Annotated in this window: 20 protein-coding genes and 4 tRNA genes; 7 read left to right on the top strand and 17 right to left on the bottom strand. The window is 55.9% G+C overall.

Going from position 1 to position 22,643, the window contains the following annotated elements; all coding sequences use genetic code 11:
• The first annotated feature begins 5 nt into the window (after positions 1–5).
• Complete coding sequence (gene rhtB, locus NR302_RS00905) at positions 6–629, top strand: homoserine/homoserine lactone efflux protein (protein ID WP_008105784.1); 624 nt, start codon at positions 6–8, stop codon at positions 627–629.
• 62 nt (positions 630–691) lie between these two features.
• Here rhtB and rhtC read toward each other — a convergent pair whose 3' ends face one another.
• The 3 genes from rhtC to pldA are packed head-to-tail and all read right to left on the bottom strand — an operon-like array spanning position 692 to position 4,056.
• On the bottom strand, positions 692–1,315 hold the full coding sequence (gene rhtC / locus NR302_RS00900; RefSeq protein ID WP_154156859.1) for a threonine export protein RhtC: 624 nt from the start codon (positions 1,313–1,315) through the stop codon (positions 692–694).
• 12 nt (positions 1,316–1,327) lie between these two features.
• Positions 1,328–3,154 (bottom strand): ATP-dependent DNA helicase RecQ, encoded by a 1,827-nt coding sequence (gene recQ, locus NR302_RS00895; protein WP_061719374.1) that lies wholly within the window; start codon positions 3,152–3,154, stop codon positions 1,328–1,330.
• Positions 3,155–3,177: 23 nt separating this feature from the next.
• A complete protein-coding gene (gene pldA, locus NR302_RS00890) occupies positions 3,178–4,056 on the bottom strand; it encodes a phospholipase A (RefSeq protein WP_008105781.1) in 879 nt (292 codons plus the stop codon).
• A gap of 165 nt (positions 4,057–4,221) precedes the next feature.
• On the opposite strand from pldA, the gene NR302_RS00885 reads away from it, so the two are divergent.
• Positions 4,222–4,692, top strand: a complete 471-nt coding sequence (locus NR302_RS00885) for a thioesterase family protein (protein WP_008105780.1) — start codon at positions 4,222–4,224, stop codon at positions 4,690–4,692.
• 22 nt (positions 4,693–4,714) lie between these two features.
• On the top strand, positions 4,715–5,614 hold the full coding sequence (gene rarD, locus NR302_RS00880; protein ID WP_258144317.1) for an EamA family transporter RarD: 900 nt from the start codon (positions 4,715–4,717) through the stop codon (positions 5,612–5,614).
• On the opposite strand, the gene NR302_RS00875 is transcribed toward rarD, so the two are convergent.
• From NR302_RS00875 to NR302_RS00835, 9 genes are all read right to left on the bottom strand, one after another.
• On the bottom strand, positions 5,585–6,637 hold the full coding sequence (locus tag NR302_RS00875) for an AbrB family transcriptional regulator (protein ID WP_258144316.1): 1,053 nt from the start codon (positions 6,635–6,637) through the stop codon (positions 5,585–5,587). The two genes, rarD and NR302_RS00875, sit on opposite strands and share 30 nt — an antisense overlap.
• Before the next feature lie 145 nt (positions 6,638–6,782).
• Positions 6,783–7,736 carry a magnesium/cobalt transporter CorA gene (gene corA, locus NR302_RS00870; protein WP_008105777.1) on the bottom strand — a complete coding sequence of 318 codons (954 nt, stop codon included), beginning with the start codon at positions 7,734–7,736 and terminating at the stop codon, positions 6,783–6,785.
• Between the two features lie 310 nt (positions 7,737–8,046).
• Positions 8,047–10,209 (bottom strand): DNA helicase II, encoded by a 2,163-nt coding sequence (gene uvrD / locus NR302_RS00865; RefSeq protein ID WP_008105776.1) that lies wholly within the window; start codon positions 10,207–10,209, stop codon positions 8,047–8,049.
• 52 nt (positions 10,210–10,261) lie between these two features.
• Complete coding sequence (yigB, locus tag NR302_RS00860) at positions 10,262–10,978, bottom strand: 5-amino-6-(5-phospho-D-ribitylamino)uracil phosphatase YigB (RefSeq protein WP_258144315.1); 717 nt, start codon at positions 10,976–10,978, stop codon at positions 10,262–10,264.
• Positions 10,978–11,886: a tyrosine recombinase XerC gene (gene xerC / locus NR302_RS00855; protein WP_008105774.1), complete on the bottom strand. Its 909-nt coding sequence runs from the start codon at positions 11,884–11,886 to the stop codon at positions 10,978–10,980. The genes yigB and xerC overlap by 1 nt, the downstream gene beginning before the upstream one ends.
• Entirely contained in the window at positions 11,883–12,587 is a 705-nt protein-coding gene (locus NR302_RS00850) for a DUF484 domain-containing protein (protein WP_061719368.1), read from the bottom strand. The genes xerC and NR302_RS00850 overlap by 4 nt, the downstream gene beginning before the upstream one ends.
• Entirely contained in the window at positions 12,584–13,408 is an 825-nt protein-coding gene (dapF, locus tag NR302_RS00845) for a diaminopimelate epimerase (RefSeq protein ID WP_008105772.1), read from the bottom strand. Before dapF ends, NR302_RS00850 begins: the two co-directional genes overlap by 4 nt.
• Before the next feature lie 29 nt (positions 13,409–13,437).
• On the bottom strand, positions 13,438–13,641 hold the full coding sequence (locus NR302_RS00840) for a lipoprotein (RefSeq protein WP_008105771.1): 204 nt from the start codon (positions 13,639–13,641) through the stop codon (positions 13,438–13,440).
• A gap of 134 nt (positions 13,642–13,775) precedes the next feature.
• Complete coding sequence (locus NR302_RS00835; protein WP_258144314.1) at positions 13,776–16,337, bottom strand: class I adenylate cyclase; 2,562 nt, start codon at positions 16,335–16,337, stop codon at positions 13,776–13,778.
• Positions 16,338–16,653: 316 nt separating this feature from the next.
• On the opposite strand from NR302_RS00835, the gene hemC reads away from it, so the two are divergent.
• Genes hemC through hemY form a run of 4 tightly spaced genes read left to right on the top strand, consistent with a single transcriptional unit; the run spans position 16,654 to position 20,685 of the window.
• Positions 16,654–17,595 (top strand): hydroxymethylbilane synthase, encoded by a 942-nt coding sequence (hemC, locus tag NR302_RS00830; protein WP_258144313.1) that lies wholly within the window; start codon positions 16,654–16,656, stop codon positions 17,593–17,595.
• A complete protein-coding gene (hemD, locus tag NR302_RS00825) occupies positions 17,592–18,332 on the top strand; it encodes a uroporphyrinogen-III synthase (protein ID WP_258144312.1) in 741 nt (246 codons plus the stop codon). The genes hemC and hemD overlap by 4 nt, the downstream gene beginning before the upstream one ends.
• Positions 18,333–18,355: 23 nt before the next feature.
• The gene (gene hemX, locus NR302_RS00820) at positions 18,356–19,486 is read left to right on the top strand and encodes a uroporphyrinogen-III C-methyltransferase (RefSeq protein WP_008105767.1); all 1,131 of its coding nucleotides are present in this window, start codon (positions 18,356–18,358) and stop codon (positions 19,484–19,486) included.
• A gap of 2 nt (positions 19,487–19,488) precedes the next feature.
• Positions 19,489–20,685: a protoheme IX biogenesis protein HemY gene (gene hemY, locus NR302_RS00815; protein ID WP_008105766.1), complete on the top strand. Its 1,197-nt coding sequence runs from the start codon at positions 19,489–19,491 to the stop codon at positions 20,683–20,685.
• Positions 20,686–21,270: 585 nt separating this feature from the next.
• On the opposite strand, the gene NR302_RS00810 is transcribed toward hemY, so the two are convergent.
• The 5 genes from NR302_RS00810 to wecG form a co-directional block, all read right to left on the bottom strand.
• Positions 21,271–21,347: transfer RNA gene (locus NR302_RS00810), tRNA-Pro, on the bottom strand.
• Between the two features lie 37 nt (positions 21,348–21,384).
• Positions 21,385–21,471, bottom strand: a tRNA-Leu gene (locus NR302_RS00805).
• 16 nt (positions 21,472–21,487) lie between these two features.
• Positions 21,488–21,563 (bottom strand) — tRNA-His (locus tag NR302_RS00800).
• Between the two features lie 92 nt (positions 21,564–21,655).
• Positions 21,656–21,732: transfer RNA gene (locus tag NR302_RS00795), tRNA-Arg, on the bottom strand.
• Positions 21,733–21,891: 159 nt separating this feature from the next.
• Positions 21,892–22,626 carry a lipopolysaccharide N-acetylmannosaminouronosyltransferase gene (gene wecG / locus NR302_RS00790; RefSeq protein WP_258144311.1) on the bottom strand — a complete coding sequence of 245 codons (735 nt, stop codon included), beginning with the start codon at positions 22,624–22,626 and terminating at the stop codon, positions 21,892–21,894.
• Between the last annotated feature and the right edge of the window lie 17 nt (positions 22,627–22,643).

Here is a 22,643-nt window from a genome sequence, read left to right as displayed (position 1 = left end):
CACACATGACCATTGAATGGTGGTTAACGTACCTGCTGACCACAACTATTCTCAGCCTTTCACCCGGTTCCGGCGCGATTAACACCATGAGCACCGGCATCAGCCACGGTTATCGCGGCGCGGTGGCATCGATTACCGGCTTGCAGCTCGGCCTGGCCATTCATATTGTGCTGGTCGGCGCCGGTTTGGGTGCGCTGTTTTCCCAATCGATTCTGGCGTTTGAAGTCCTGAAGTGGGCTGGCGCAGCTTATCTGGTGTGGCTGGGCATTCAACAATGGCGCTCAGCGGGCGGTATCGATCTTGACGCCGTTGCCAAAGCGATGCCGCGTCGCCGCCTGTTCAAGCGTGCGGTGTTGGTGAACCTCACCAACCCGAAAAGCATCGTGTTTCTCGCCGCGCTGTTCCCGCAGTTTATTCAGCCGCACCAGCCGCAGCTCATGCAATATCTGGTGCTCGGCGTTACCACCATTGTGGTCGATATCATCGTGATGATTGGTTACGCCACGCTGGCAACGCGCATTGCTGGCTGGATCAAAGGGCCGAAGCAGATGAAGCTGCTGAACCGCACCTTTGGTGGATTGTTTATGGCGGTTGGCGCGCTGTTAGCCAGCGCACGCAGAATGGCGTGATATTCAACCCGGTGGGCATAAATGCCCACCCTACGTAGGGTCGCCATTTATGGCGACCTGGTTTATCTCGAAATGATTAAATGAATGCCAAAACCTGCAAACAGCACGCCCGCCATACCATCCACCCACTTCGCCATCCGCTGATACTTATCACGCATCCACGGCATAGCGAAAATCGCCGCTACCAGCGTAAACCACGCGAACGTCTCACCAATAATCAGCAGGAACAAGCCCCAGCGCTCCATCGCGCCGACGTCGTTGCCAACAAACAGTGAGAACACGCTACCAAAGTAGATGATCGCTTTTGGGTTCGACAGGTTAGTCAGGAAACCTTTCAGGAAGCTCATGCCTCTTTTCGGCAGCTCCACCACCGGCGTTTCCGATTGTGGCTGCTTGTGACGTTGACGCGCTGAACGCATCAGCTGCCAGCCCATCCACAGCAGATACAATCCGCCGCCGACCATAATGATTTCATGCAGCCAGGCCATTTTTTCCAGGATCAGATGCAGGCCCATCAGCGCCACACCGGCCCAGATCACAATGCCCAAGGTAATGCCCAGAACGCCCATCATCGCCTCTTTGCGCGAGCGGCTCGCCGCCGTTTGCGACACAAAGAAGAAGTCCGGGCCGGGACTCATCAGCGCAACCAGATGCACCAGCGCGACGGTGGCGAATAACATCAGCATGAATTTTTTCCTTTAACCTTCATCAACATGTTCTTTGATCATCACCAGGAACGGCTTACCAAAACGCTCCAGTTTGCGATGACCGACGCCGTTCACGCTGAGCATTTCTGACGCGCTAATCGGCATTTGTTCTGCCATTTCAATCAGCGTGGCATCGTTAAACACCACGTACGGCGGAATATTCTCTTCATCGGCAATCGCTTTGCGCAGCTTACGCAGCTTGGCAAACAGCTGGCGATCGTAATTGCCGCTGTGTACTTTCGGCGAACTGCTGCCACGCGTCTTCACCGTCACGATACGCGGCACCGCCAACATCAGCGGTACTTCCGCGCGTAACACCGGGCGCGCCGCTTCGGTCAGTTGCAGCGCCGAATGCATGGCGATGTTTTGCGTCACCATGCCGAGGTGAATCAGCTGACGCAGCACGCTGATCCAGTGTTCGTGGCTGTGCTCGCGGCCTAAGCCGTACACCGGCAGTTTGTCGTGGCCGTTGTCACGAATACGCTGATTACTGGCTCCGCGCAAAACCTCAACAATATAGCCCATCCCAAAGCGTTGGCCGGTACGATAGATGCTCGACAGCGCCTTTTGCGCCTCCAGCAAGCCGTCGTAGCGACGTGGCGGATCGAGGCAGATATCGCAGTTGTCGCACTGCTGCTGGCGACCTTCGCCGAAATAGTTCAGCAGTACCAGACGACGACAGGTTTGCGCTTCAGCAAACGCGCCCATCGCGTTGAGCTTGTGGCGTTCAATGTCCTGCAACGGTCCGGGCACTTTCTCTTCCAGACATTTACGCAGCCACGCCATATCGGCCGGGTCGTAAAGCATCATCGCTTCGGCAGGCAGACCATCACGCCCGGCGCGACCGGTTTCCTGATAATAGGATTCGATGTTGCGCGGAATATCGAAGTGCACCACAAAGCGCACGTTGGGTTTATTGATGCCCATACCGAATGCCACGGTGGCGACCACAATTTGCAGATCGTCACGCTGGAAGGCTTCCTGCACGCTGGCACGCTGCGCGCTATCGATACCGGCGTGATAAGCGCCAACGCTCAAGCCACGGCTCTGCAGGCGCGCGGCGGTGTCTTCCACTTTCGCGCGGCTGTTACAGTAAATAATGCCGCTTTTGCCGCGCTGATCCTGCACGTAACGCAGAAGTTGCTCGGTGGGTTTGAATTTCTCCACCAGCGTGTAGCGAATATTCGGGCGGTCAAAGCTGCTGATTTGAATCAGCGGATCGTCCATCTGCAGCAGATGGGCGATATCGTTACGCGTGGTTTCATCGGCGGTGGCGGTTAACGCCATGACCGGCAAATCAGGGAAGTGCTGACGCAGCTGGCCAATCGAGCCATATTCCGGACGGAAATCGTGGCCCCACTGTGAAATACAGTGCGCTTCATCCACCGCCAGCATCACCGGATTCCACTGGTGCAGGCTGTCGAGGAAGTTGTCCATCATCAGGCGTTCAGGCGCGATATACAGCAGCTTGAGTTTGCCAGTACGACAATCCGCAAACACCTGCTGCTGCTGCTCACGCGTCTGCGTTGAGTTGAGGCACGCTGCTGCCACGCCGTTAGCCAGCAGCTGATCGACCTGATCTTTCATCAGTGAAATCAGCGGTGAAACCACCAGCGTCAGCCCTTCGCGCACCAGCGCCGGGATTTGATAGCACAGCGATTTGCCGCCGCCGGTCGGCATCACCACCAGACAATCGCGTCCTGACAGGGCGGTTTCGATGATGTTTTGCTGACCTGGGCGGAACTGCTGATAGCCGAAGGTATCTTGTAATACCTGCTGCGCCAGCATTTCCTGATTAAGCACTGCCGATGTTGCCACGGTAATCCTGTCTTTGTTGCGGGTTAGAACAGATCGTTGAGCGTCACGCCCACGCCGAAGCGCGTCTGGCGATGGTTATAGTCGATCAATGATTCACCATAGCCGCTGAACACCTGCGTGTAAAAGCGCACATGTTCAGAGATTGGGTAGCTCCAGGCGAAAGTTGCACCGCCAAAGCCGCTGTTCCAGTTGTAGTTACCTTCCACGCTGAAAATGTTCTCGCCCATCATGTAGCCGAGCTTGGCGCGGTAGTAACCCATGTATTTGGTGATGTCCGGGTTATCGTCATTGCTTTCACTTTCTGGCAGACGATACCAGGGTTTGATCTCCGCGAGCAGATTGCCGTTCTGCGCCATGAAGCGCGCGTAAACGCGGTTCCAGCTGCGCGAAGTTGGCTCGCTGCGGCCGTTCGACTGATGCACTAAGCCGGTTTCCACATCGCGTAAGGTCCAGCCTGCGAAGGTGTAATCGGTGGCCCAGCCGAGGAAAATCTGTGGCTCATAATCGGTTTCACGGAACGGTGATGACGCACCACGGTTCGAGAGCTGCCACCACGAGCGCTGAGTATAGGACGCCGCCAGCACCGAGTTATCGCCTAAAATGCCGCGCCATAGCGGAAATGCCAGGCTGAGCTGGAATTTTACTTCATCATTTTTAGCTTTGTCTGCCCAGTTGTACGAAGAGATCGCCTCTTTGTTCATGTCTGTGGTGTAGGTGTAGAGCAGATAGTTGTTTTCGTAAGGATAAAGCACGAACGGGTTATCGTGTTTCTCCAGCAGGTTAGCGATAATGCTGCCCTTCACTGCCGGTGCATCATGAACCTCTTTTATCGTGGCTTCTTCAGCCTGCGCCAGGCCAGGAAGGATCAGCGCCGCGGCCAGCAAGGCGTAATGCTTACGCATAGAATTCTCCAGAGAACTGCGTGTCGTAATCGTCAAGTGACGGTTCAAAAAGCAGGCCATTCTACACGCAAAACCTGCGGTTGATCAGCGCCGATTTCCGAAACTGGAAAGCGGCTCGAACGCGGCATAATATACACAACTCGTTAACATTTTAAGGCAGGAATTATGTCATCCCCGTTGCTGACACAGCAGGAAGCGCGCCGTCTGATTGGCGAAATTTTTGTTTATCACATGCCCTTCAATCAGGCGCTCGGATTAGAGCTGGATCGACTGGAAGCGGATTACGCCGAACTCGGCTTCGCCAATAAAACCATGCTGGTCGGCAACGCGGCGCAGCAGATTTTGCATGGCGGCGTCATTGCCTCGGTACTGGATGTCGCCGCTGGGCTGGTGTGTGTCAGCTATGCGCTGACGCGCCAGGAGAGCATTACCGAGGAAGAGCTGCGCCAGCGCCTGTCCCGTATGGGCACCATTGATATGCGCGTGGATTATCTGCGCCCAGGCCGCGGCGAGCGCTTTATCGCCACCAGCAGCCTGCTGCGCGGCGGCAATAAAGTCGCCGTGGCGCGCGTGGAGTTACATAACCAGCAAGGCGATTACATCGCTACCGCTACCGCCACCTATATGATTGGCTAATCAGTACTTTTGGAATGACTTGATGGATTCGCAACAAACTCGCCAGGGTATTGGCTACGCGCTCGGCGCTTACTTCATTTGGGGCATCGCGCCCGCCTACTTCAAGCTGGTCAAAGAGGTGCCCGCCACCGAAATTATGACGCATCGCGTGATTTGGTCCGCGCTGTTTATGCTGCTACTGATCACCCTGACGCGTAGCTGGGCGCAGGTGCGCAGTGTGCTGGCGCAGCCGAAAAAGGTGCTGCTGCTGGCGCTGACCGCCGTCACCATTGGCGGCAACTGGCTGCTGTTTATCTGGGCGGTGAATAATCAGCACATGCTGGAAGCCAGCCTCGGCTACTTTATCAACCCGCTGATTAACGTGGTGTTTGGCATGCTGTTCCTGCGCGAACGCTTCCGCCGCTTGCAGTGGCTGGCGGTGCTGCTGGCGACAACCGGTGTGCTGGTGCAGCTGTGGCAATTTGGATCGCTGCCGATTATCGGCCTTGGTCTGGCGCTGAGTTTTGCTTTGTACGGTTTGGTGCGCAAAAAGATTCAGGTCGATGCGCAGAGCGGCATGCTGATCGAGACGCTGTGGCTGTTTCCGCTGGCGGCGATTTACCTGTTTGGCTTTGCAGACAGCGCGACCAGCCATCTCAGTGCCAACGCCATGAGCCTTAATCTCAAGCTGGTCGCGGCGGGCATTATCACCACCATTCCGCTGATGCTGTTTGCGGCCGCCTGCGCGCGTCTGCGTTTATCGACTGTCGGCTTCTTCCAGTATCTGGGCCCGACGCTGATGTTCCTTCTGGCGGTGCTGTTCTACGGCGAGAACCTGACGCCGGATAAAATGGTGACCTTCGGCTTTATCTGGCTGGCGCTCGCCGTGTTCATTATCGATGCGGTCGCGTTCTCAGCTCGGGCGCGCATGCGCGTAGCGTGAAATAAAACGCGCCAGCGCCGGGCCGGTGAGCAAGATGGTGAACAGACGCAGCGTCTGCAGCGCCATGACAAATGCTATATCGACCCGCGTGCCGGCCGCAATAATCGCCACGGTATCCAGCCCGCCCGGGCTGGTTGCCAGATAGGCGGTCATCAGATCGACGTGCAAAACGCGCGTCAGCATCCAGGCTAATCCGCCGCATAACAGCATTAAGCCGAAAATCGACAGCAGCATTTGCGGCAGCGTTCGCAGCGCCAGCTTGAAAATCGGCCGGGTGAAACGCAACCCCACGCTCCATCCAATCAACGCATAAGCCAGCGCCAGCAACCATTCCGGTACCTGCAAGGTCGCCACATCCGTGCCGTGCAGCACCGCGCCGATCAGCGCCGGTAGCAACAAAGCGCCGGAAGGAATGCGCAGCCTCTGGCCGAGCCACGCACCGGCGAACATCACCAGCAATGTCAGCAGAAAGCTGCTGTGCAGCGCGGGAAACCACACCAGTTCAGCCGCACCGCCGTTGGTGCCGAGGCCAATGCGCGCCACCACGGCCGCAGCGGTGGCGACAAACAGCACGCGCAGATACTGCATAAAAGCCACCAGCCGCACATCCGCCCCGAAATCACCGGCCATTGCTACCATCGCCGAAGCGCCGCCGGGCGACGATCCCCATGCGCCGGTTGGGCCGGGCAAATTACTGAAGCGCACCAGCAGAAAACCGGACAAGCCGCTGGCCGCTAGCGTCAGCACCAGCACCGCCAGCACCACCGGCCAATCCTGAATCAGCGGCGTGAGAATGCCCGGCGATAAGCTCTGGCCAATCATGCAGCCGAGCACCGCTTGTGCCAGCACGAAGAAACGTTTATCGATGCGAACGGTGGCGCCGGACAAGCCCATAACGGTGCCGACAATCATTGGGCCAAGCAGCAGGGCCGCAGGAAGGTGGAACAGCTGGAGGATAATCCCCAGCACTAACGAAGCAATCAGCAGAAGTGTCCATTGCAGTCGCAATGAGAAGCGCGCCATAGGAGAGAATCAGATAGTGAGCAGAGCCAACAGGTTACGCAGAAAATTGAAGTTTATCTACCAGGTCGCCATAAATGGCGACCCTACGTTTGTCATGAGCGGTTTTGTAGGGTCGTCATTCATGACGACCTGGACTTGAGAACGGTTACAACCAATTCTTGCGTTTGAAATAGAGGTAAGGCGCCAGGCCGGCGAGGATCATCAGGCTAATCGCGCCCGGGTAACCAAAGCTCCATTTCAGCTCCGGCATAAACTCGAAGTTCATCCCGTAGCTGGATGCCACCAGCGTTGGCGGCAGGAACACCACCGATACCACCGAGAAGATCTTGATGATGCGGTTCTGCTCGATGTTGATGAAGCCCATCGCCGCCTGCATCAGGAAGTTAACCTTCTGGAACAGCGATTCGTTATGCGGCAGCAGCGATTCGATATCGCGCAGGATTTCACGTGCTTGCTCCAGCTGATTCCCCGGCAGACGCGCTTTGCGCACCAGGAAGTTGAGCGCACGCTGGGTATCCATCAGACACAAACGCACTTTCCAGCCGATATCTTCCAGCTCCGCCAAACGTGACAGCGCCTGGTCGTACTCTTCGCCCTGCTGGCCTTCCATGATCACGCGGCTGAGTTTCTCCAGCGCGCTATAGATGTTCTCGATCTCATCCGCCAGCTGTTCGATTTTGGTCTCAAACAGATCCAGCAGCAGCTCATAGGCGTTGCCATCGGTCAGCATCTGGTTGCGCGCACGCATGCGATAGAGACGGAAAGCCGGCAGCTCGCGTTCACGCAGCGTATACAGGCGATCTTCGCGGATGGTGAATGCCACAGTGGAGTTGCCCGCGTGGTCTTCGGCATCTTCAAAGAAGAAGAAGGAGTGAATGTGCAGGCCGTCTTCGTCTTCGAAGAAACGCGCCGAGGCTTCGATGTCTTCCAGCTCCGGACGCGTTGCCAGGCTCTGGCCGAGCTCGCACTGCACGCGATCGCGTTCGCTGTCGTCGGGTTCGATCAGATCGACCCAAACAGACGTGTTGAGTTTGTCGTTGTCTTCTTCCAGCTCGATGCGCGTCAGGCGATTACGATCGAGTTTAAATGCGCTCAGCATAGCAATAACTCCCCATTTTTTCGGAATGGGACAAGGCGGTGACCACTGTAGATTACGGGCACGGCGAAGCCTGAACACGGAAACTTTCGCTTCAAGGGTAAATCAGTGCTAACTCACGCGACGAGAGTAAAAAAGGGAGGTCGCTGATAACCGCTAAGGCTACCAGCTAAAAGAGGTAACCTTAGGAGTTCCTGTTAAACAGGTGATTGAGCCAGCATCGACTGGGCGCGTCCAAGGCATTGTCCTCTCATGATAATAGTGCGCGCATGTTACGCTGAGACGAAAAAGTCGTCAAGGTAGCGCAACCGCGCTACACCGTTTCCAGACGGGCGTAAGCCGCCACCAGCCACTTGATTCCCTGGCCCTGAAACGCCACCTGCAAACGGCTGTGTTCGCCGCTGCCTTCGAGGTTGATGATGGTGCCTTCGCCGAATTTGGCATGGCGCACGCGCTGGCCAAGCGTGAAGCCGCTGTCGTTTTGCGCGATGGGCGTACCCATGCGCTGATGGCTCACCGGACGGCTGACGCTGGCGCGCAAACGCACCTCTTCCACGCACTCTTCCGGCAGCTCGCCGATAAAGCGTGATGGACGGTGATACACTTCCTTACCATAAAGACGACGGCTTTCGGCATAAGTGAGCGTCAGCTTGACCATCGCACGCGTTACGCCGACGTAAGCCAAACGACGTTCCTCTTCCAGACGACCGCCTTCATCCAGCGACATCTGGCTCGGGAACATGCCCTCTTCCATGCCGACGATAAATACCTGGCTAAACTCCAGCCCTTTCGCCGAGTGCATGGTCATCAGCTGCACCGCATCCTGCCATTTGTCGGCTTGGCCTTCGCCCGCCTCCAGCGCCGCATGCGACAAGAACGCCTGCAGCGGCATCAGATCTTCGTCTTCATCCTGATAGCTGAACTGGCGCGTTGCAGTGACCAGCTCCTCTAAGTTTTCAATACGCGCCTGGCCCTTCTCGCCCTTCTCCTGCTCGTACATCACCCATAAACCGGAGTCTTTGATGACGCGATCGGTTTGCACATGCAGCGGCATCTCGGATGTTTCGCTGGCCAGTGAATCGACCAGCTCGCAGAAGCGCTGCAGCGCCGACGCGGCGCGTCCGGCTAACACTTTGTTCTGTAACAGCTCGCGCGTTGCCTGCCATAGGGTGAGTTGCTGATCGCGTGCGGTCTGGCGCACCACATCAAGCGTACGATCGCCGACGCCGCGCACCGGCGTGTTCACCACGCGCTCAAATGCTGCATCGTCATTGCGATTGGCCATCAAACGCAGATAGGCCAAAGCATCTTTGATCTCCTGACGCTCAAAGAAGCGCATGCCGCCATAAATGCGATACGGCATGCTGCCTTGCAGCAGCGCCTCTTCCAGCACACGCGATTGGGCGTTGCTGCGATAGAGAATGGCGCAATCCTGCAGCGCGTTGCCGTTTTCATGCCAGCTTTTAATACGATTGACCACAAAGCGCGCTTCATCCAGCTCGTTGAATGCGCAGTAGAGCGAGATCTTTTCGCCATCGCTGCCGTCGGTCCACAGCTCTTTACCGAGGCGGCCATTGTTGTTGGCGATCAGCGTGTTCGCGGCTTTCAGAATGTTGTTGGTCGAGCGATAGTTCTGCTCAAGACGAATGGTTTCTGCGCCGGGGAAATCCTGCAGGAAGCGCTGGATGTTTTCTACCTGCGCCCCGCGCCAGCCGTAAATCGACTGATCGTCATCGCCGACGATAATCACGCGGCCGGTATCACCCGCCAGCATGCGAATCCATGCGTACTGAATGTTGTTGGTATCCTGGAACTCATCCACCAGCACGTTGCTGAAACGCTCGCGGTAATGATTGAGGATATGCGGCTTGTTGAGCCACAGTTCGTGGGCGCGCAGCAGCAGTTCAGCGAAATCCACTAAACCGGCGCGATCGCAGGCTTCCTGATACGCCTGATAGATGCGCAGCCAGGTTTGCTCAACCGGATTGCCGTAGCTTTCGATGTGTTTTGGCCGCAGACCTTCATCTTTTTTGCCGTTGATGTACCACATGCCCTGACGCGCAGGCCACTGTTTCTCATCAAGGTTCATTGCTTTGATCAGGCGCTTCAGCAGACGCAGCTGATCGTCACTGTCGAGAATCTGGAAATCCTGCGGCAAACCGGCATCAAGGTGATGCGCGCGCAGTAAACGGTGCGCCAGGCCGTGGAAGGTACCAATCCACATGCCGCCCTGGCTGGTGCCGATCAGCTGATCGATACGATGGCGCATTTCTGCCGCCGCTTTGTTGGTAAAGGTCACCGCCATAATTGAATACGGCGAGCAGTTCTCTACCGACAGCAGCCAGGCGATGCGATGCACCAGCACACGGGTTTTGCCACTGCCTGCTCCGGCCAGCACCAGCAGGTTGCTGCGCGGTGCGGCGACCGCCTCGCGCTGTTTGTCATTCAAGCCGTCAAGCAGATCAGAAACGTCCATAAGCACCGTCTAAAAAAGGAGAGCATCCAGTTACTGGATAAATTTACAGCTATTATAGCAGCGAGGTCAGAGATGCCAACTGATCAATTTCAACGTGCGGCAGCAAACGCGCATCGTCGATCTTCATCAGATTGCCTTCTCGCAGGTTGATCCAGCAGGCTTGCATCCCGGCACGCAGCGAACCGGCAACATCGGTGGTGAGATCGTCGCCGACGTGCAGAATGTGCTGCGGCGCGATGTCCAAACGCTCAGCGGCCAGATGATACATATCCTGCCACGGCTTGGCGCGACCGTGCGGACCGGCACGCAGCGCGAACTGGAAGTGGTGATGGATACCGAGCTTTTCCGGGCAGGCATTACCGTTGGTAATCGCCACCAGCGGCACACGCTCACCCAACCACGTCAGCGTTTGATGTGTCTCTTCTGGCATGGTCACTTCGCTGCGCCATTGATGGAACACGCTCATCACGTCGCTGGCACCGGCGGTCGCTTCTGATGCGGATAAGCCAACATTGAGTAGCGCCAGCTCCACCGAGCGGCGGCGCCATTCAGACACGTCGTGATAAATTTCCGGCTCACGCGCCAGCAACTCATTACGCAGCGCCTGATAATCTGCCGGGGTAAATTCACGCAGCGCCGGATGATACGCCTGCAGTGCAGCATGCGATTCGGCGGTGGTTTTGCGGATCACGGGATGGTTGTCATACAAGGTGTCGTCGAGATCAAAAGTGATCGCTTTGATCGGGCCGAGCGGACGATAAAACTTCATTAAGACTTTCCTCGTTTGGCACGCGGATGGGCCGCATCATAAACCGTCGCCAGATGCTGGAAATCCAGATGGGTATAGATTTGCGTGGTCGCCAGATTGGCGTGGCCGAGCAGTTCCTGTACCGCGCGCAGATCGCCGCTCGATTCCAGCAAATGCGTGGCAAAAGAGTGGCGCAGTTTATGCGGATGAATATGGCTGGCAACGCCTTGCTTGATGCCCCATTCGGCAAAACGCTTCTGCACGTTGCGCGTCGAAATTCGGCTGCCGCGGCTGGAGACAAACACCGCATCATCCTGCGGCGCAAAGCTATCGCGCAGCGATAACCAGTGCTGAATCCAGGTGACCGCCGTGCCGCCAATCGGTACGCGGCGCTCTTTGCTGCCTTTACCCAGCACCCGCACTTCGCCCGCTTCCAAATCCATGTGGCGACAATCCATATTCACCAGCTCGGAGAGACGCAAGCCGCCGCCGTACATGGTTTCCAGCATCGCGCGGTCGCGCACCGCCAGCGGATCGTTGAAATCGATCTCCAGCAGTTGGTTAACTTCGTCGACGTCCATGTTTTTCGGCAGATGGCGCGCGTTACGCGGCGTGGAAATGCCTTTGGCGGGATTGGCACTCAACATACCCTGATGCACTTGCCAGTCGAGAAAACTGCGCAGCGCCGACATGCGCAGCGCCAGACTGCTGGCGCCTAAACCGCCACGGCGGCTGCGCGCCGCCAGGCTGCGCACCTGCGCCGGTTCCAGCTGCGACCAGCTCATCAGCTTCATCTCATCGGCCATTGCCATAATCGCCTGCAATTGCCGTTGGTAATTCTTTTGCGTCAGCGGACTGAGCTGGCGTTCGACCTTCAGATAACGCAGAAAGTCATCCACGGCCGGCAGCAGCGGACTGACGTGACTCATGCGCGTTCAATCCAGCGTGACAGCAAATCCGGCAGCATTTGCGCCAGATGCTGCAGCAGCAGCGTGCCCATGCCCGCCTGATAATGCTGATTATCGCGGCTGGTAAACATCAATACGCCCAGCTCGCCGCGCTCGCCCATCAGCGACATCGCCACCGAGCCAATCGCTTTGGCCTGCGGCAACAGCAGCAGCAATTCCGGGCCGTTCAGGCTGCCGAGATAGTGATGTTCATTGCCGAAGCGCTGAATGCGCAATGGTTCGAATGCCTGACGTGACAAGCCGAGTTGGGTGAAATCCGAGGGCGCGCCGATGTGCCACTTGTCATTGAACACGCGCACGTGCGCACCGGCCAGACCGAGTTCGCGCGCCCAGCGGTGCAGACGCGTTAACATCTCTTGCAAGCTGTCGGCGGCGGCAAGATGACCTTGCAGCGCCAGCAGGCGATCAAACAGCTGATGGTTAGCCGTGGCCTGCTCCATCAGCAGCGTGATCTCCTCTTCCAACTGCTGGATGTGGTTACGCTGACGCGCCATATGCCACTCCACCAGCGAAACGCTGCCGCGTACCGGATGCGGCACCATCATCTGTTCGACCTGGCGCGCATTGCGAATAAAGAAATCGGGGTTTTCACGCAGAAATGCGCTTACCGATTGATCGTCCAGCAAAACCTCGCTTTCGGTCTGCTCTTCGACATTTTTCATAGATGAATAAACCCATCGTAGACGTGTGTGGCAGGACCGGTCATAAACAGCGGTTGCCCTTCCCCTTTCCAGGCAATATGCAGCGTTCCGCCCGGCAAATCGACGCGGACATTCTCCGCTAAAATGCCCTGCTGAACGCCGCAGGCCACCGCCGCACAAGCGCCGCTGCCGCAAGCCTGGGTTTCGCCCGCGCCACGTTCGTACACGCGCAGACGGATGTGTTCACGATTGACCACTTCCATGAAACCGACGTTAACGCGCTCCGGGAAACGCTCGTGGCTTTCCAGCTCTGGACCGAGCGTTTCCACCGGCGCGGTTTTCACGCTTTCTACCTGAATCACGCAGTGCGGATTGCCCATCGATACCGCACCAAACATCACGGTTTGATCGGCAACACGCTGCAAATAAAGGTTCTCTGCTTTATTGGCACGCAGCGGCACGCTTTGCGGTTCGAAGTTCGGTTGTCCCATATTGACGCGCACCAGCTCATCATTGGTAACGCTGAGCACCATGCGGCCGGTTTGTGTACTGACGCGAATGTCGCTTTTGTTGGTCAACCCTTTCAGACGCACAAAGCGGGCGAAACAGCGAGCGCCGTTGCCGCACTGCGCGACTTCACTGCCATCGGCGTTGAAAATGCGGTAATGGAAATCGAGATCCGGATCGTAAGGCGGTTCGACGATCAGCAGCTGATCAAAACCGATCCCCAGATTTCTGTCCGCCAGGCGGCGAATCAGTTCCGGCGAAAAAAAGACGTTTTGCGTCACAGCATCCACGACCATAAAGTCGTTGCCGAGACCGTGCATTTTTGAGAACTGCATTTTCTGCTCCGCCGGATTACTCATAGATTTTAGTTCGCCTGCGAACCAGGCTTGCTGGTGACCAAACCACCGACATCAGCATCCTGAGCGGCTTTTTGCTGCTGCTCGGTGACCTGCTGTTTCGGCTTGTTTGGCTGATCTTTCGGCGGGAAATACAGCGGTCCTTTCAGGCCACAGCCTACCAGGCTGACCAGTGCCAGCGCCATACCCAGCTGACTCATCACTCGTATCATTCTGTCTGCTCTTCTGTCCTTAAGCCATGGTTGCTTATCATCGCAGTTGACGTTGTAAAAGCAACAGGAAATAGCCGCATTTCCTGCGGCAGGTCAGAGTAACAGCGCATCCCGCCGCGCGAACGCAGGCGGGATCAATGCATTTGGTAGCGTGGCTGGAAGTCGCCGTTATCGTTGTCAGGCTGCGTAGCGCAGAGCTGCGTTAACGTTTGGCTGCGGAAAGGAATCACCTGGAAACGTTCGCCAGTATTCACAATCTGGTAGAACTGCGGCAGGTTGAAATTGATAAAGCTGGAGCCGTAGGTAAAACGGTCATGCGACGACGAATAGAAACGACTTACGTCACGCACCAGCTCTTCTTTACTGCCTTCGCAATGGTGATAAACCTCAACGCGATTGGTTTCGTCGAGGATATAGATGTTGAAGCCGCGATCGTCATTGGTATCTTCAAAGAAGAACTGAATGATGCCTTCGCTGGCGTAGCCGTTTACCACCGGCGGCAACGGCGTCTGGTTCGATTCCACTTTGATCGACAAGCCGTGCAGCTTGTTGTTAGAAATCGCGCCATAGAATTCGACGGCGTTTTCCAGCTTCTGCACTGACACGCTCATGCGTTCGAAGAATAAGCCCCAGGTTTGGCCCGCCATGCGCAACGCTTTAAAGCGGCCCGGTTCCTGACGCGTGCTCGACAGACGCAGCTCAATGCATTCCGAAACCAGCTGCTGCACGCGGGTACGAATTAAACCGCGCAGATGCTGGCTATAGCAGAACACTTCTACCGTATCCGGCGGCGCAGCATCCTGATGCATTTTGCCGAGAATAGTTTTTAGCGCTTCAATCATCGCCTGCTCGCCGTTGAAGTGCAGCGTACGCACTTCATTCCACGAGTTGCGATAGAGCAGATCGATGCTGCCAATCAGGCATTGCTGCTGCTGACCGAAGCTGAACACATCCAGCTTGCGGAAATCAAAATGCACCACCTGATTGCGGAATGCGGAGGTAGGATCGTGTTCCAGGTTAACGATAATCGCTAAGTGACGAATTTCGCATGGGCTGTAGAGCGCTTTTGGCGTCGGTGCCGGCACGCGCAGCGGGAAGTGGCTCGACACATCGTTCACCAGCTCCTGCAAACGCGGTAGATCGCACAGATCGTTGCCTTTCATATGCAGACGCGTTTTGCTGGTCAGCAAACCGTTAAACCACGCCCACGCCACCAGCTTGTTCAGATAGCGGTTATATTCCAGCGGCTGATGGCTGATGATGGAACTCATGTCCGGCGATTGGTTATACAGATACCAACCGGCGCGATTAGCGCGGCCCGCCGGGACGTGAATAAAGGTGAGATTCTCTTCCGAGAGATCGGGCGAAATCTGCGGGTTCACCAAGGTGACTTTACCCGGTAGCGCCTCGAATGCGGCATACAGTTTACGCGTCAGCACGCCGATATCCTGCGGGCTGGCGCTGACGCTTAAATTGTTGCGGCGCGCAAAGCGAATCAGGTTGCGATAGCTCTGCATCATCGCATCCAGCAGCTCATTATGCGCTTCACGTACGCGTTCGATTTTCCACTGCGCGCGGTTATCCAGAACCGCTAACTTCTCTTCATCCCAGCCCCACTCTTTAACCAGCTGCGATAGAATCTCGCGACGCCAGCCGGTGCGCTGATGATGGTGATCTTCGCTCGAGAGCTTTTCACACACTTTTAAATAGAAACATCGACGCACTAAATCGAGGCGCGCCATGTCATCGACGCTGGTGAGATAGCGCGTCACGCGCTCCAGCATCATGCAGTAAGGATCGAGACCGAAGCAGACAATTTCGCCGTCGTGCAGGCGCTGCTTGATGTCCATCGACAGCAGCTGCGTGTTGGGATATTCCCAGCTGTAGGCTTCCAGCAGCAGGGTTTTCAGCACCGCTTTGTACGGCGAATCGATACTTTTATACAGCTGCCACAAGCTGGCACCGAAGTACTCTTCCGCTGATAACGTGCCAAGCCCGCCGAGATCCAGCCACTCATTCGGCGTCAGTACGCCTTGTGAATAGAGCGACATGACGTAATCGTCGTAATGGTGCTCCTCTTCGCCAGGCACCATGTTCCACAGGATGCGTTTACCCGCCATACGCACGGCGGTACGGTAAAACTCATCCAGCAGCAAAATATGTTGGGTAGAACCGCAATCTTCACCGCCGAGGCTGCCGCTTTCATTGTGGCGGAAACGGTTCTCGTCAATCAGGAAGAAGCTAACTTCCACACCCATCGACACACACCATTTCTGCAACAGCGTACACTTACGCTGCAGATTGAGTCGCTCTTCATTATCCAGCCACGATTGGTGGCACACCCAGATATCAAGATCGGAGATGCTGTTTTGCCCAACGGACGAGGTGCTGCCCATTGAGTAAATGCCGGTAATCGGACGTTCGCCTGCCACGGCAGAGCCGAGCTCGAGCGGTTGACCGCCCGCTAAGTTCTGCAGCAGCTGAAGTTGGTTTTCATCGGGCGTGTAGAGGCAGACGCCATGCGGAACGTTACCTTCAACGTAGCCAGGCATCAGTGGATGATGGTAGTGCAATAATGTTGGCAGCAGACTGTAGACTTGCTGGAAAGCAGGTCCCATGGCAGCCAGTGCGCGATCTACACGCAGCTGGTTAATCGCATCCAGTCTCTGTTTCAGTGTCTCAATGTAGAGGTACAAGACGTTTCGCCTGATTGTCCCAGTGTTAAGCACCCTGTTTCCGAATTTTGCCGCTTAATAATAAAGATATTGGGCAAATAATTGCTGGAAACGTGATCAATCTAACACCTGGAGGATTGACCGTAAAGAAAGTTGCGCTACTTAACAGTTTAGCATGTTCCGACCGTAGCTCTGCTTTTTTCAGACTTCGACTCTAAACTGCGACCCGCAAGATCCAGGCACAGTCTGACATCGCGGCCTTTTCAATCCGTTGAAACTGACAGCATTCCCCTATCAATGATAGGATATTCGATGAACGATCAAAATGGTTAACAGCATGTTAAACAAAATTTTCAGAATTGCTACCAGACAAAGTCCCCTTGCTCTGTGGCAGGCACAATATGTCCAGCAGCGCCTGATGGCGGCTCATCCGGGTCTGCAAGTTGAGCTGCTGCCGATGGTCACCAAAGGTGATGTCATTCTTGATACGCCACTGGCAAAGGTTGGCGGCAAAGGGCTGTTCGTTAAAGAGCTCGAGCTGGCAATGCTGGAAGGGCGCGCCGATCTCGCCGTTCACTCGATGAAAGATGTGCCGATCGATTTTCCAGAAGGTCTCGGTCTGGTGACCATTTGCGAGCGTGAAGATCCGCGCGATGCTTTCGTCTCCAATCGTTACAACAGCATTGATGAGCTGCCGCAAGGCGCAGTTGTCGGGACGTCCAGCCTGCGCCGCCAGTGTCAGCTTAGCGCCCGCCGTCCGGATTTAGTGATTCGCTCGCTGCGCGGCAACGTCGGCACGCGTCTTGGCAAACTCGATGCCGGTGAATATGACGCCATCATTCTGGCGGCGGCGGGTTTGAAGCGTTTAGGGCTGGAAGATCGCATTCGTCAGGCAATGCCTGCAGAGATTTCCCTGCCCGCTGTAGGTCAAGGCGCTGTCGGCATTGAATGCCGCGTGGATGATGAACAATTAATTACGCTGCTACAGGCGTTGAATCACGACGATACTGCCGTGTGCGTGCGTGCCGAACGTGCGATGAATACGCGGCTGGAAGGCGGTTGTCAGGTGCCAATCGGCAGCTTCGCGGTGCTGGAAGACGATCAGCTGTGGCTGCGCGGATTAGTCGGCTCACCGGACGGCAGTCAAATGGTGATGGGCGAGCGTCGTGGTCCACGCGATCACGCCGAAAAAATGGGCATTTCGCTGGCCGAAGAGCTGCTGGATGGCGGCGCGCGCGACATTCTGCGTGAAGTCTATCAAGGTCAACCGCCAGCATGACCATCCTCGTGACCCGCCCGGAACCGGCCGCCACTGAACTGGTCTCGCGTTTGCGCAGCCTGGGCAAGCTGGCATGGAGCCTTCCGCTGATTGAATTCACGCCGGGTCGCGATCTTATTCATTTACCTAAGCAACTTGCTGCGCTCCAGCCAGGCGATCTGGTGTTTTTGCTATCGCAGCAGGTCGTCACGTTCGCCGAACCCGCTTTACAGCAGAGCGCGACTACGTGGCCTGAAGCACTCAACTATTATGCTATTGGCCGCAGCACTGCTTTAGCCCTGCATACCGTCAGTAATCTAAAAGTAGACTATCCTCATGCGCGGGAGACCAGTGAAGAGCTGGTGCGCCTGAATCGTCTGCAGCAGGTTAGCGGCAAACGCGCGCTGATTCTGCGCGGCAGCCCAGGACGCGAGTTGCTGGCGGAAACGCTGATTGAGCGCGGCGCTCAGGTGCAATATTGCGAGTGTTATCAGCGTTGTGAAAAGCACTACAACGGCGCGACTGAAGGTCGCCGCTGGCGCGATCGCGGCATTACAACGCTGGTGGTCACCAGCGGCGAAATGTTACAACAACTCTTTTCTCTGTTTCCGCCAATTGATCGTCGGGAATGGTTACTGCACTGTCGGCTTGTGGTCGTCAGTGAACGTTTGGCTACGCAAGCCGCTGAATTAGGCTGGCAGGACATTGATGTAGCCGATGGTGCCGATAACGACGCGCTGCTGCGCGCGTTACGCTGAACTTAACAATGGGATGAGCCATAATGACGGAACAAAAAGCCTCCTCCGCCATGGTTGAAGAAACCACCCCAGCGGACAATTCTCCCTCTCCAGCAACTAAGCCACCACGCGATAAAAAAAGCGATGGCAAGGTGCTGAGTGCAGTGGCGATTGTGATTGCGCTGGCGATTGGGGCGGGACTTTACCTAAATGGGAAACACCAGGCCGATTTACAGGCTCAAACTAATCAGAATCTCAGTGAGCAGCTAAGCACCTTGCAGCAGCAACTGGGCAGCGACAAACAGCAACTGACGCAACAGCTGGCTAGCGCCAACAGCGCCTTGCAGGAGACGCGCACACAGCAGGATAACAGCGCTAAAGAGCTGGAAACCCTGCGCGATAAAGTCGCCACCATCTCTGGAAACGACACGCGTACCTGGCTGCTGGCGCAGGCGGATTACCTCGTCAAACTGGCGGGCCGCAAACTGTGGAGCGATCAGGATGTCACCACCGCGGCAGCGTTACTGAAAAGTGCCGATACCAGCCTGGCCGACATGAACGATCCAAGCGTAATGAACGTGCGTCGCGCCTTAACGCAGGACATCAGTTCACTCTCCGCCGTCAGCCAGATTGATTATGACGGCACCATCCTCAAACTCAATCAGCTGTCGAACGGTGTAGATAATCTGCGTCTGGCTGACAACGACAGCGATGATTCACCTATGGACGCCGATGGCGGTGAGCTCTCCAGTTCGCTGCACGAGTGGCGTCAAAATCTGGTGAAAAGCTGGCACAACTTTATGGATGATTTCATCACCATCCGCCGCCGCGATAACACCGCACAGCCGCTGCTGGCTCCGAATCAGGACGTTTACCTGCGCGAAAACATTCGTTCGCGCCTACTGATTGCCGCCCAAGCCGTACCGCGTCATCAGGATGAGATCTACAAACAGTCTATCGATGCGGTATCGACCTGGGTTCGCGCGTGGTACGACACCAACGATGCCGCCACCAAAGCCTTCCTTGCGCAGCTGGATGAACTGAGCCAGCAGAGCATTTCGATGGATGTGCCGGATACGCTGGAAAGCCAGCCGCTGCTGGAAAAACTGATGCAAACTCGCGTGCGTAATTTGCTGGCTCAGCCATCGGTTGCAGCTGATCAACAGGGAGGCTAACCATGCTGAAAGTATTGGTGCTTTTCCTGCTGCTGATTGCCGGCATTGTGGTTGGACCGATGGTCGCCGGCCATCAGGGCTACGTGCTGATCCAGACCGACAACTGGAACATTGAAACCAGCGTTACTGGCCTGGCGATCATTTTGATTCTCAGCCTGCTGGTGATCTTGTTGGTGGAATGGATTCTGCGTCGCCTGTTCCGCACCGGCGCACGTACACGCGGCTGGTTCACTGGCCGCAAGCGTCGTAGCGCACAGCGCCACACGCAAAGCGCGTTGATGAAACTGGCGGAAGGTGACTTCAAACAGGCTGAAAAACTGCTGTCGAAAAATGCCGACCACGCCGATCAGCCGGTAGCTAACTACTTGCTGGCTGCAGAAGCGGCGCAGCAACGCGGAGACGAAATCCGTGCGAATCAGCACCTGGAGCGCGCTTCTGAGTTGTCAGTGAACGACACTATTCCGGTCGAAATCACGCGCGTACGTCTGCAACTGGCGCGCAACGAAGATCACGCTGCACGTCACGGCGTTGACCGCCTGCTGGAAGTCGCGCCGCGCCATCCGGAAGTGTTGCGTCTGGCAGAACAAGCCTACATTCGTACCGGCGCGTGGGGCGCATTGCTCGACATTTTACCTGCGATGCAGAAAGTGCAGATCAATGATGAAGCACAGCGCGATGCCTTGCAGCAGCAAGCCTGGCTGGGCCTGATGAACCAGGCGATGGCCGATCAAGGCAGCGACGGTTTGAAAAAATGGTGGCAGAACCAGAGCCGCAAAACGCGTCAGGAAACCGCCTTGCAGGTGGCGATGGCAGAACATCTGATCGAGTGTGACGATCCGGACACCGCGCAGAGCATCGTGCTGGAAGGTCTGAAGCGTCAATATGACGATCGTCTGGTGTTGCTTATGCCGCGCATCAAAAGTGGCGATCCGCAATCTCTGGAGAAAGCATTGCGTCAGCAGATTAAACAGCATGGCGCCACGCCGCTGCTGCACAGTACGCTGGGACAGATGCTGATGCGTCATGGAGAATGGCAGCAGGCGGCAGAAGCGTTCCAGCAAGCGCTGGCTCAGCGTCCTGATGCGTTTGATTATGCCTGGCTGGCCGATGTTTACGACCGCCTGCATCGCCCGGAAGACGCCGCCAAAATGCGTCGCGAAGGTCTGTTACTTACGCTGAAGACCAATCCCAGCGCCTGATTTTACGATTGTTACTTTTGTGCACGCCGGGCTTGTCCCGGCTTTTTTTTGCCTGTCATAAACTGCAGACAAAAAAACACCTGCCATAAGCAGGTGTAAGATCAGGTCGTTAAGACAACTGATGGCATCCGACTCAACGTAATGTCCTTCTTACTGCAGTAAAGCGTGCGCAAATACTGCCAGGCTGGACAACGGATGCCGTAAGGGGCTCTGCATCATTCCCAGGTTTATGTAGCATCAGCAAACATAAGAGGTGGAATGAGCATCTACAGGGAGATTATTGCATAAGACGTGCCAAAGTTGCAGTTAACGCAATAAGTTATTTTATATCAACAGGATAAAACCTAACCCACGTTCCAGGTGTATGCCACTGTCTGTAAATCACGACGCATAACCCAAAAGCTGTCTCCGCAAAGCGACAAGCTATGCAAGGAATTGCAATTCCTAAATAAATCAGTGAGTTATATGTATCTGAATAGCGACAATATGCAGGATTACGCTTAACGGAAATGATGGGATGAGCGGCGAACGTGAGGAAAAGTACAAACGAAAAAAGCCTGCTTTTTCAAGCAGGCTTTTCGAATATGGTCGGCGAGAGAGGATTCGAACCTCCGACCCACTGGTCCCAAACCAGTTGCGCTACCAAGCTGCGCTACTCGCCGATTTTTTACTTCTTTAACGCTACTGCGTAATTTTGCTTGGTGCGAAGGGAGGGACTTGAACCCTCACGTCCGTAAGAACACTAACACCTGAAGCTAGCGCGTCTACCAATTCCGCCACCATCGCGTGACCGAGCAAAATCTGGGGTGGCTAATGGGACTCGAACCCACGACAACTGGAATCACAATCCAGGGCTCTACCAACTGAGCTATAGCCACCATAATTCTGGTGCGTAAGCATGTCTCGCTTACTAAAATTCACTGCATAACGCGGTCTAACCAACCACCGAAGCTCTTGCGCACAAACTAAATGGCGCGCCCGACAGGATTCGAACCTGAGACCTCTGCCTCCGGAGGGCAGCGCTCTATCCAGCTGAGCTACGGGCGCGTAGCGCCGTTGCGGATGGGCATACTACGGGCTTGACCTCATGCTGTCCAGCCCTTTTTTAGAAAAAAAACGCGTTTGATTACGCTTTGTGCATTCCATCGATAATTACAGCAGTTTGAGGTGCTTACCCTCGCATTTTTGCTGTAAAAACCAGCAATTTCAGAGATCGCCGCGCCAATGGTAACGCAAATATTTCAGCAGCTTTAATTGGCGACGCAAACGCGAAGGCTGACGAATGAGACGATACAGCCATTCCAGTCCGGATTTTTGCCACCAAACGGGCGCGCGCTTAACGTGTCCGGTAAAAACATCGTAAGTGCCACCAACGCCCATATAGAGCGCATGCGGCCAATGTGCGCGGCAATCACGCATCAATAGCTCCTGGCGCGGCGAACCTTGTGCCACCGTGACAATCTGCGCACCGCTTGCCGCAATGCGTGCAAACAGCGCGTCGCGCGCTTCAGGCGCAAAGTAGCCATCCTGACTGCCAACTATATTCACATTCCACTGCTGGCGCAGCTTGTCGCAGGTTTCCTGCAGCACGGCCTGACGCCCACCAATCAGAAACACCGGAATGCCGCTGCGTCCCGCGCTCTCCATGAGTGCTTCCCACAGATCCGCGCCCGCGATGCGGTTCACCTGCAGCTGGGGATACTTCTTACGCAGCGAACGGACGATACTGATGCCATCCGGATATTTGAACTCTGCCTCAGCAATCAGTGTGCGTAGTTGCGCATCTTCTTCCAGCGTCAGCATTTTCTCGGCATTCATCGCCACCAGCGTGCCGCAGCGAGGTTTGCCCTCGGGCAGCAGAAAGCGCAGAAAGCTTGCCATATCGTTGAAGGCGTGAAGATCGACTCCGCGCAGGCTATAGCGCGGCTTATCGGTTTCCATGGTATGAATTTCCCGTT

The organism is Pantoea sp. SOD02 (genome assembly GCF_024707505.1).
Lineage (GTDB): Bacteria > Pseudomonadota > Gammaproteobacteria > Enterobacterales > Enterobacteriaceae > Pantoea > Pantoea symbiotica.
The sequence above is the reverse complement of the archived record's forward strand: the minus strand, read 5'-3'. Positions and strand labels throughout refer to the sequence as shown.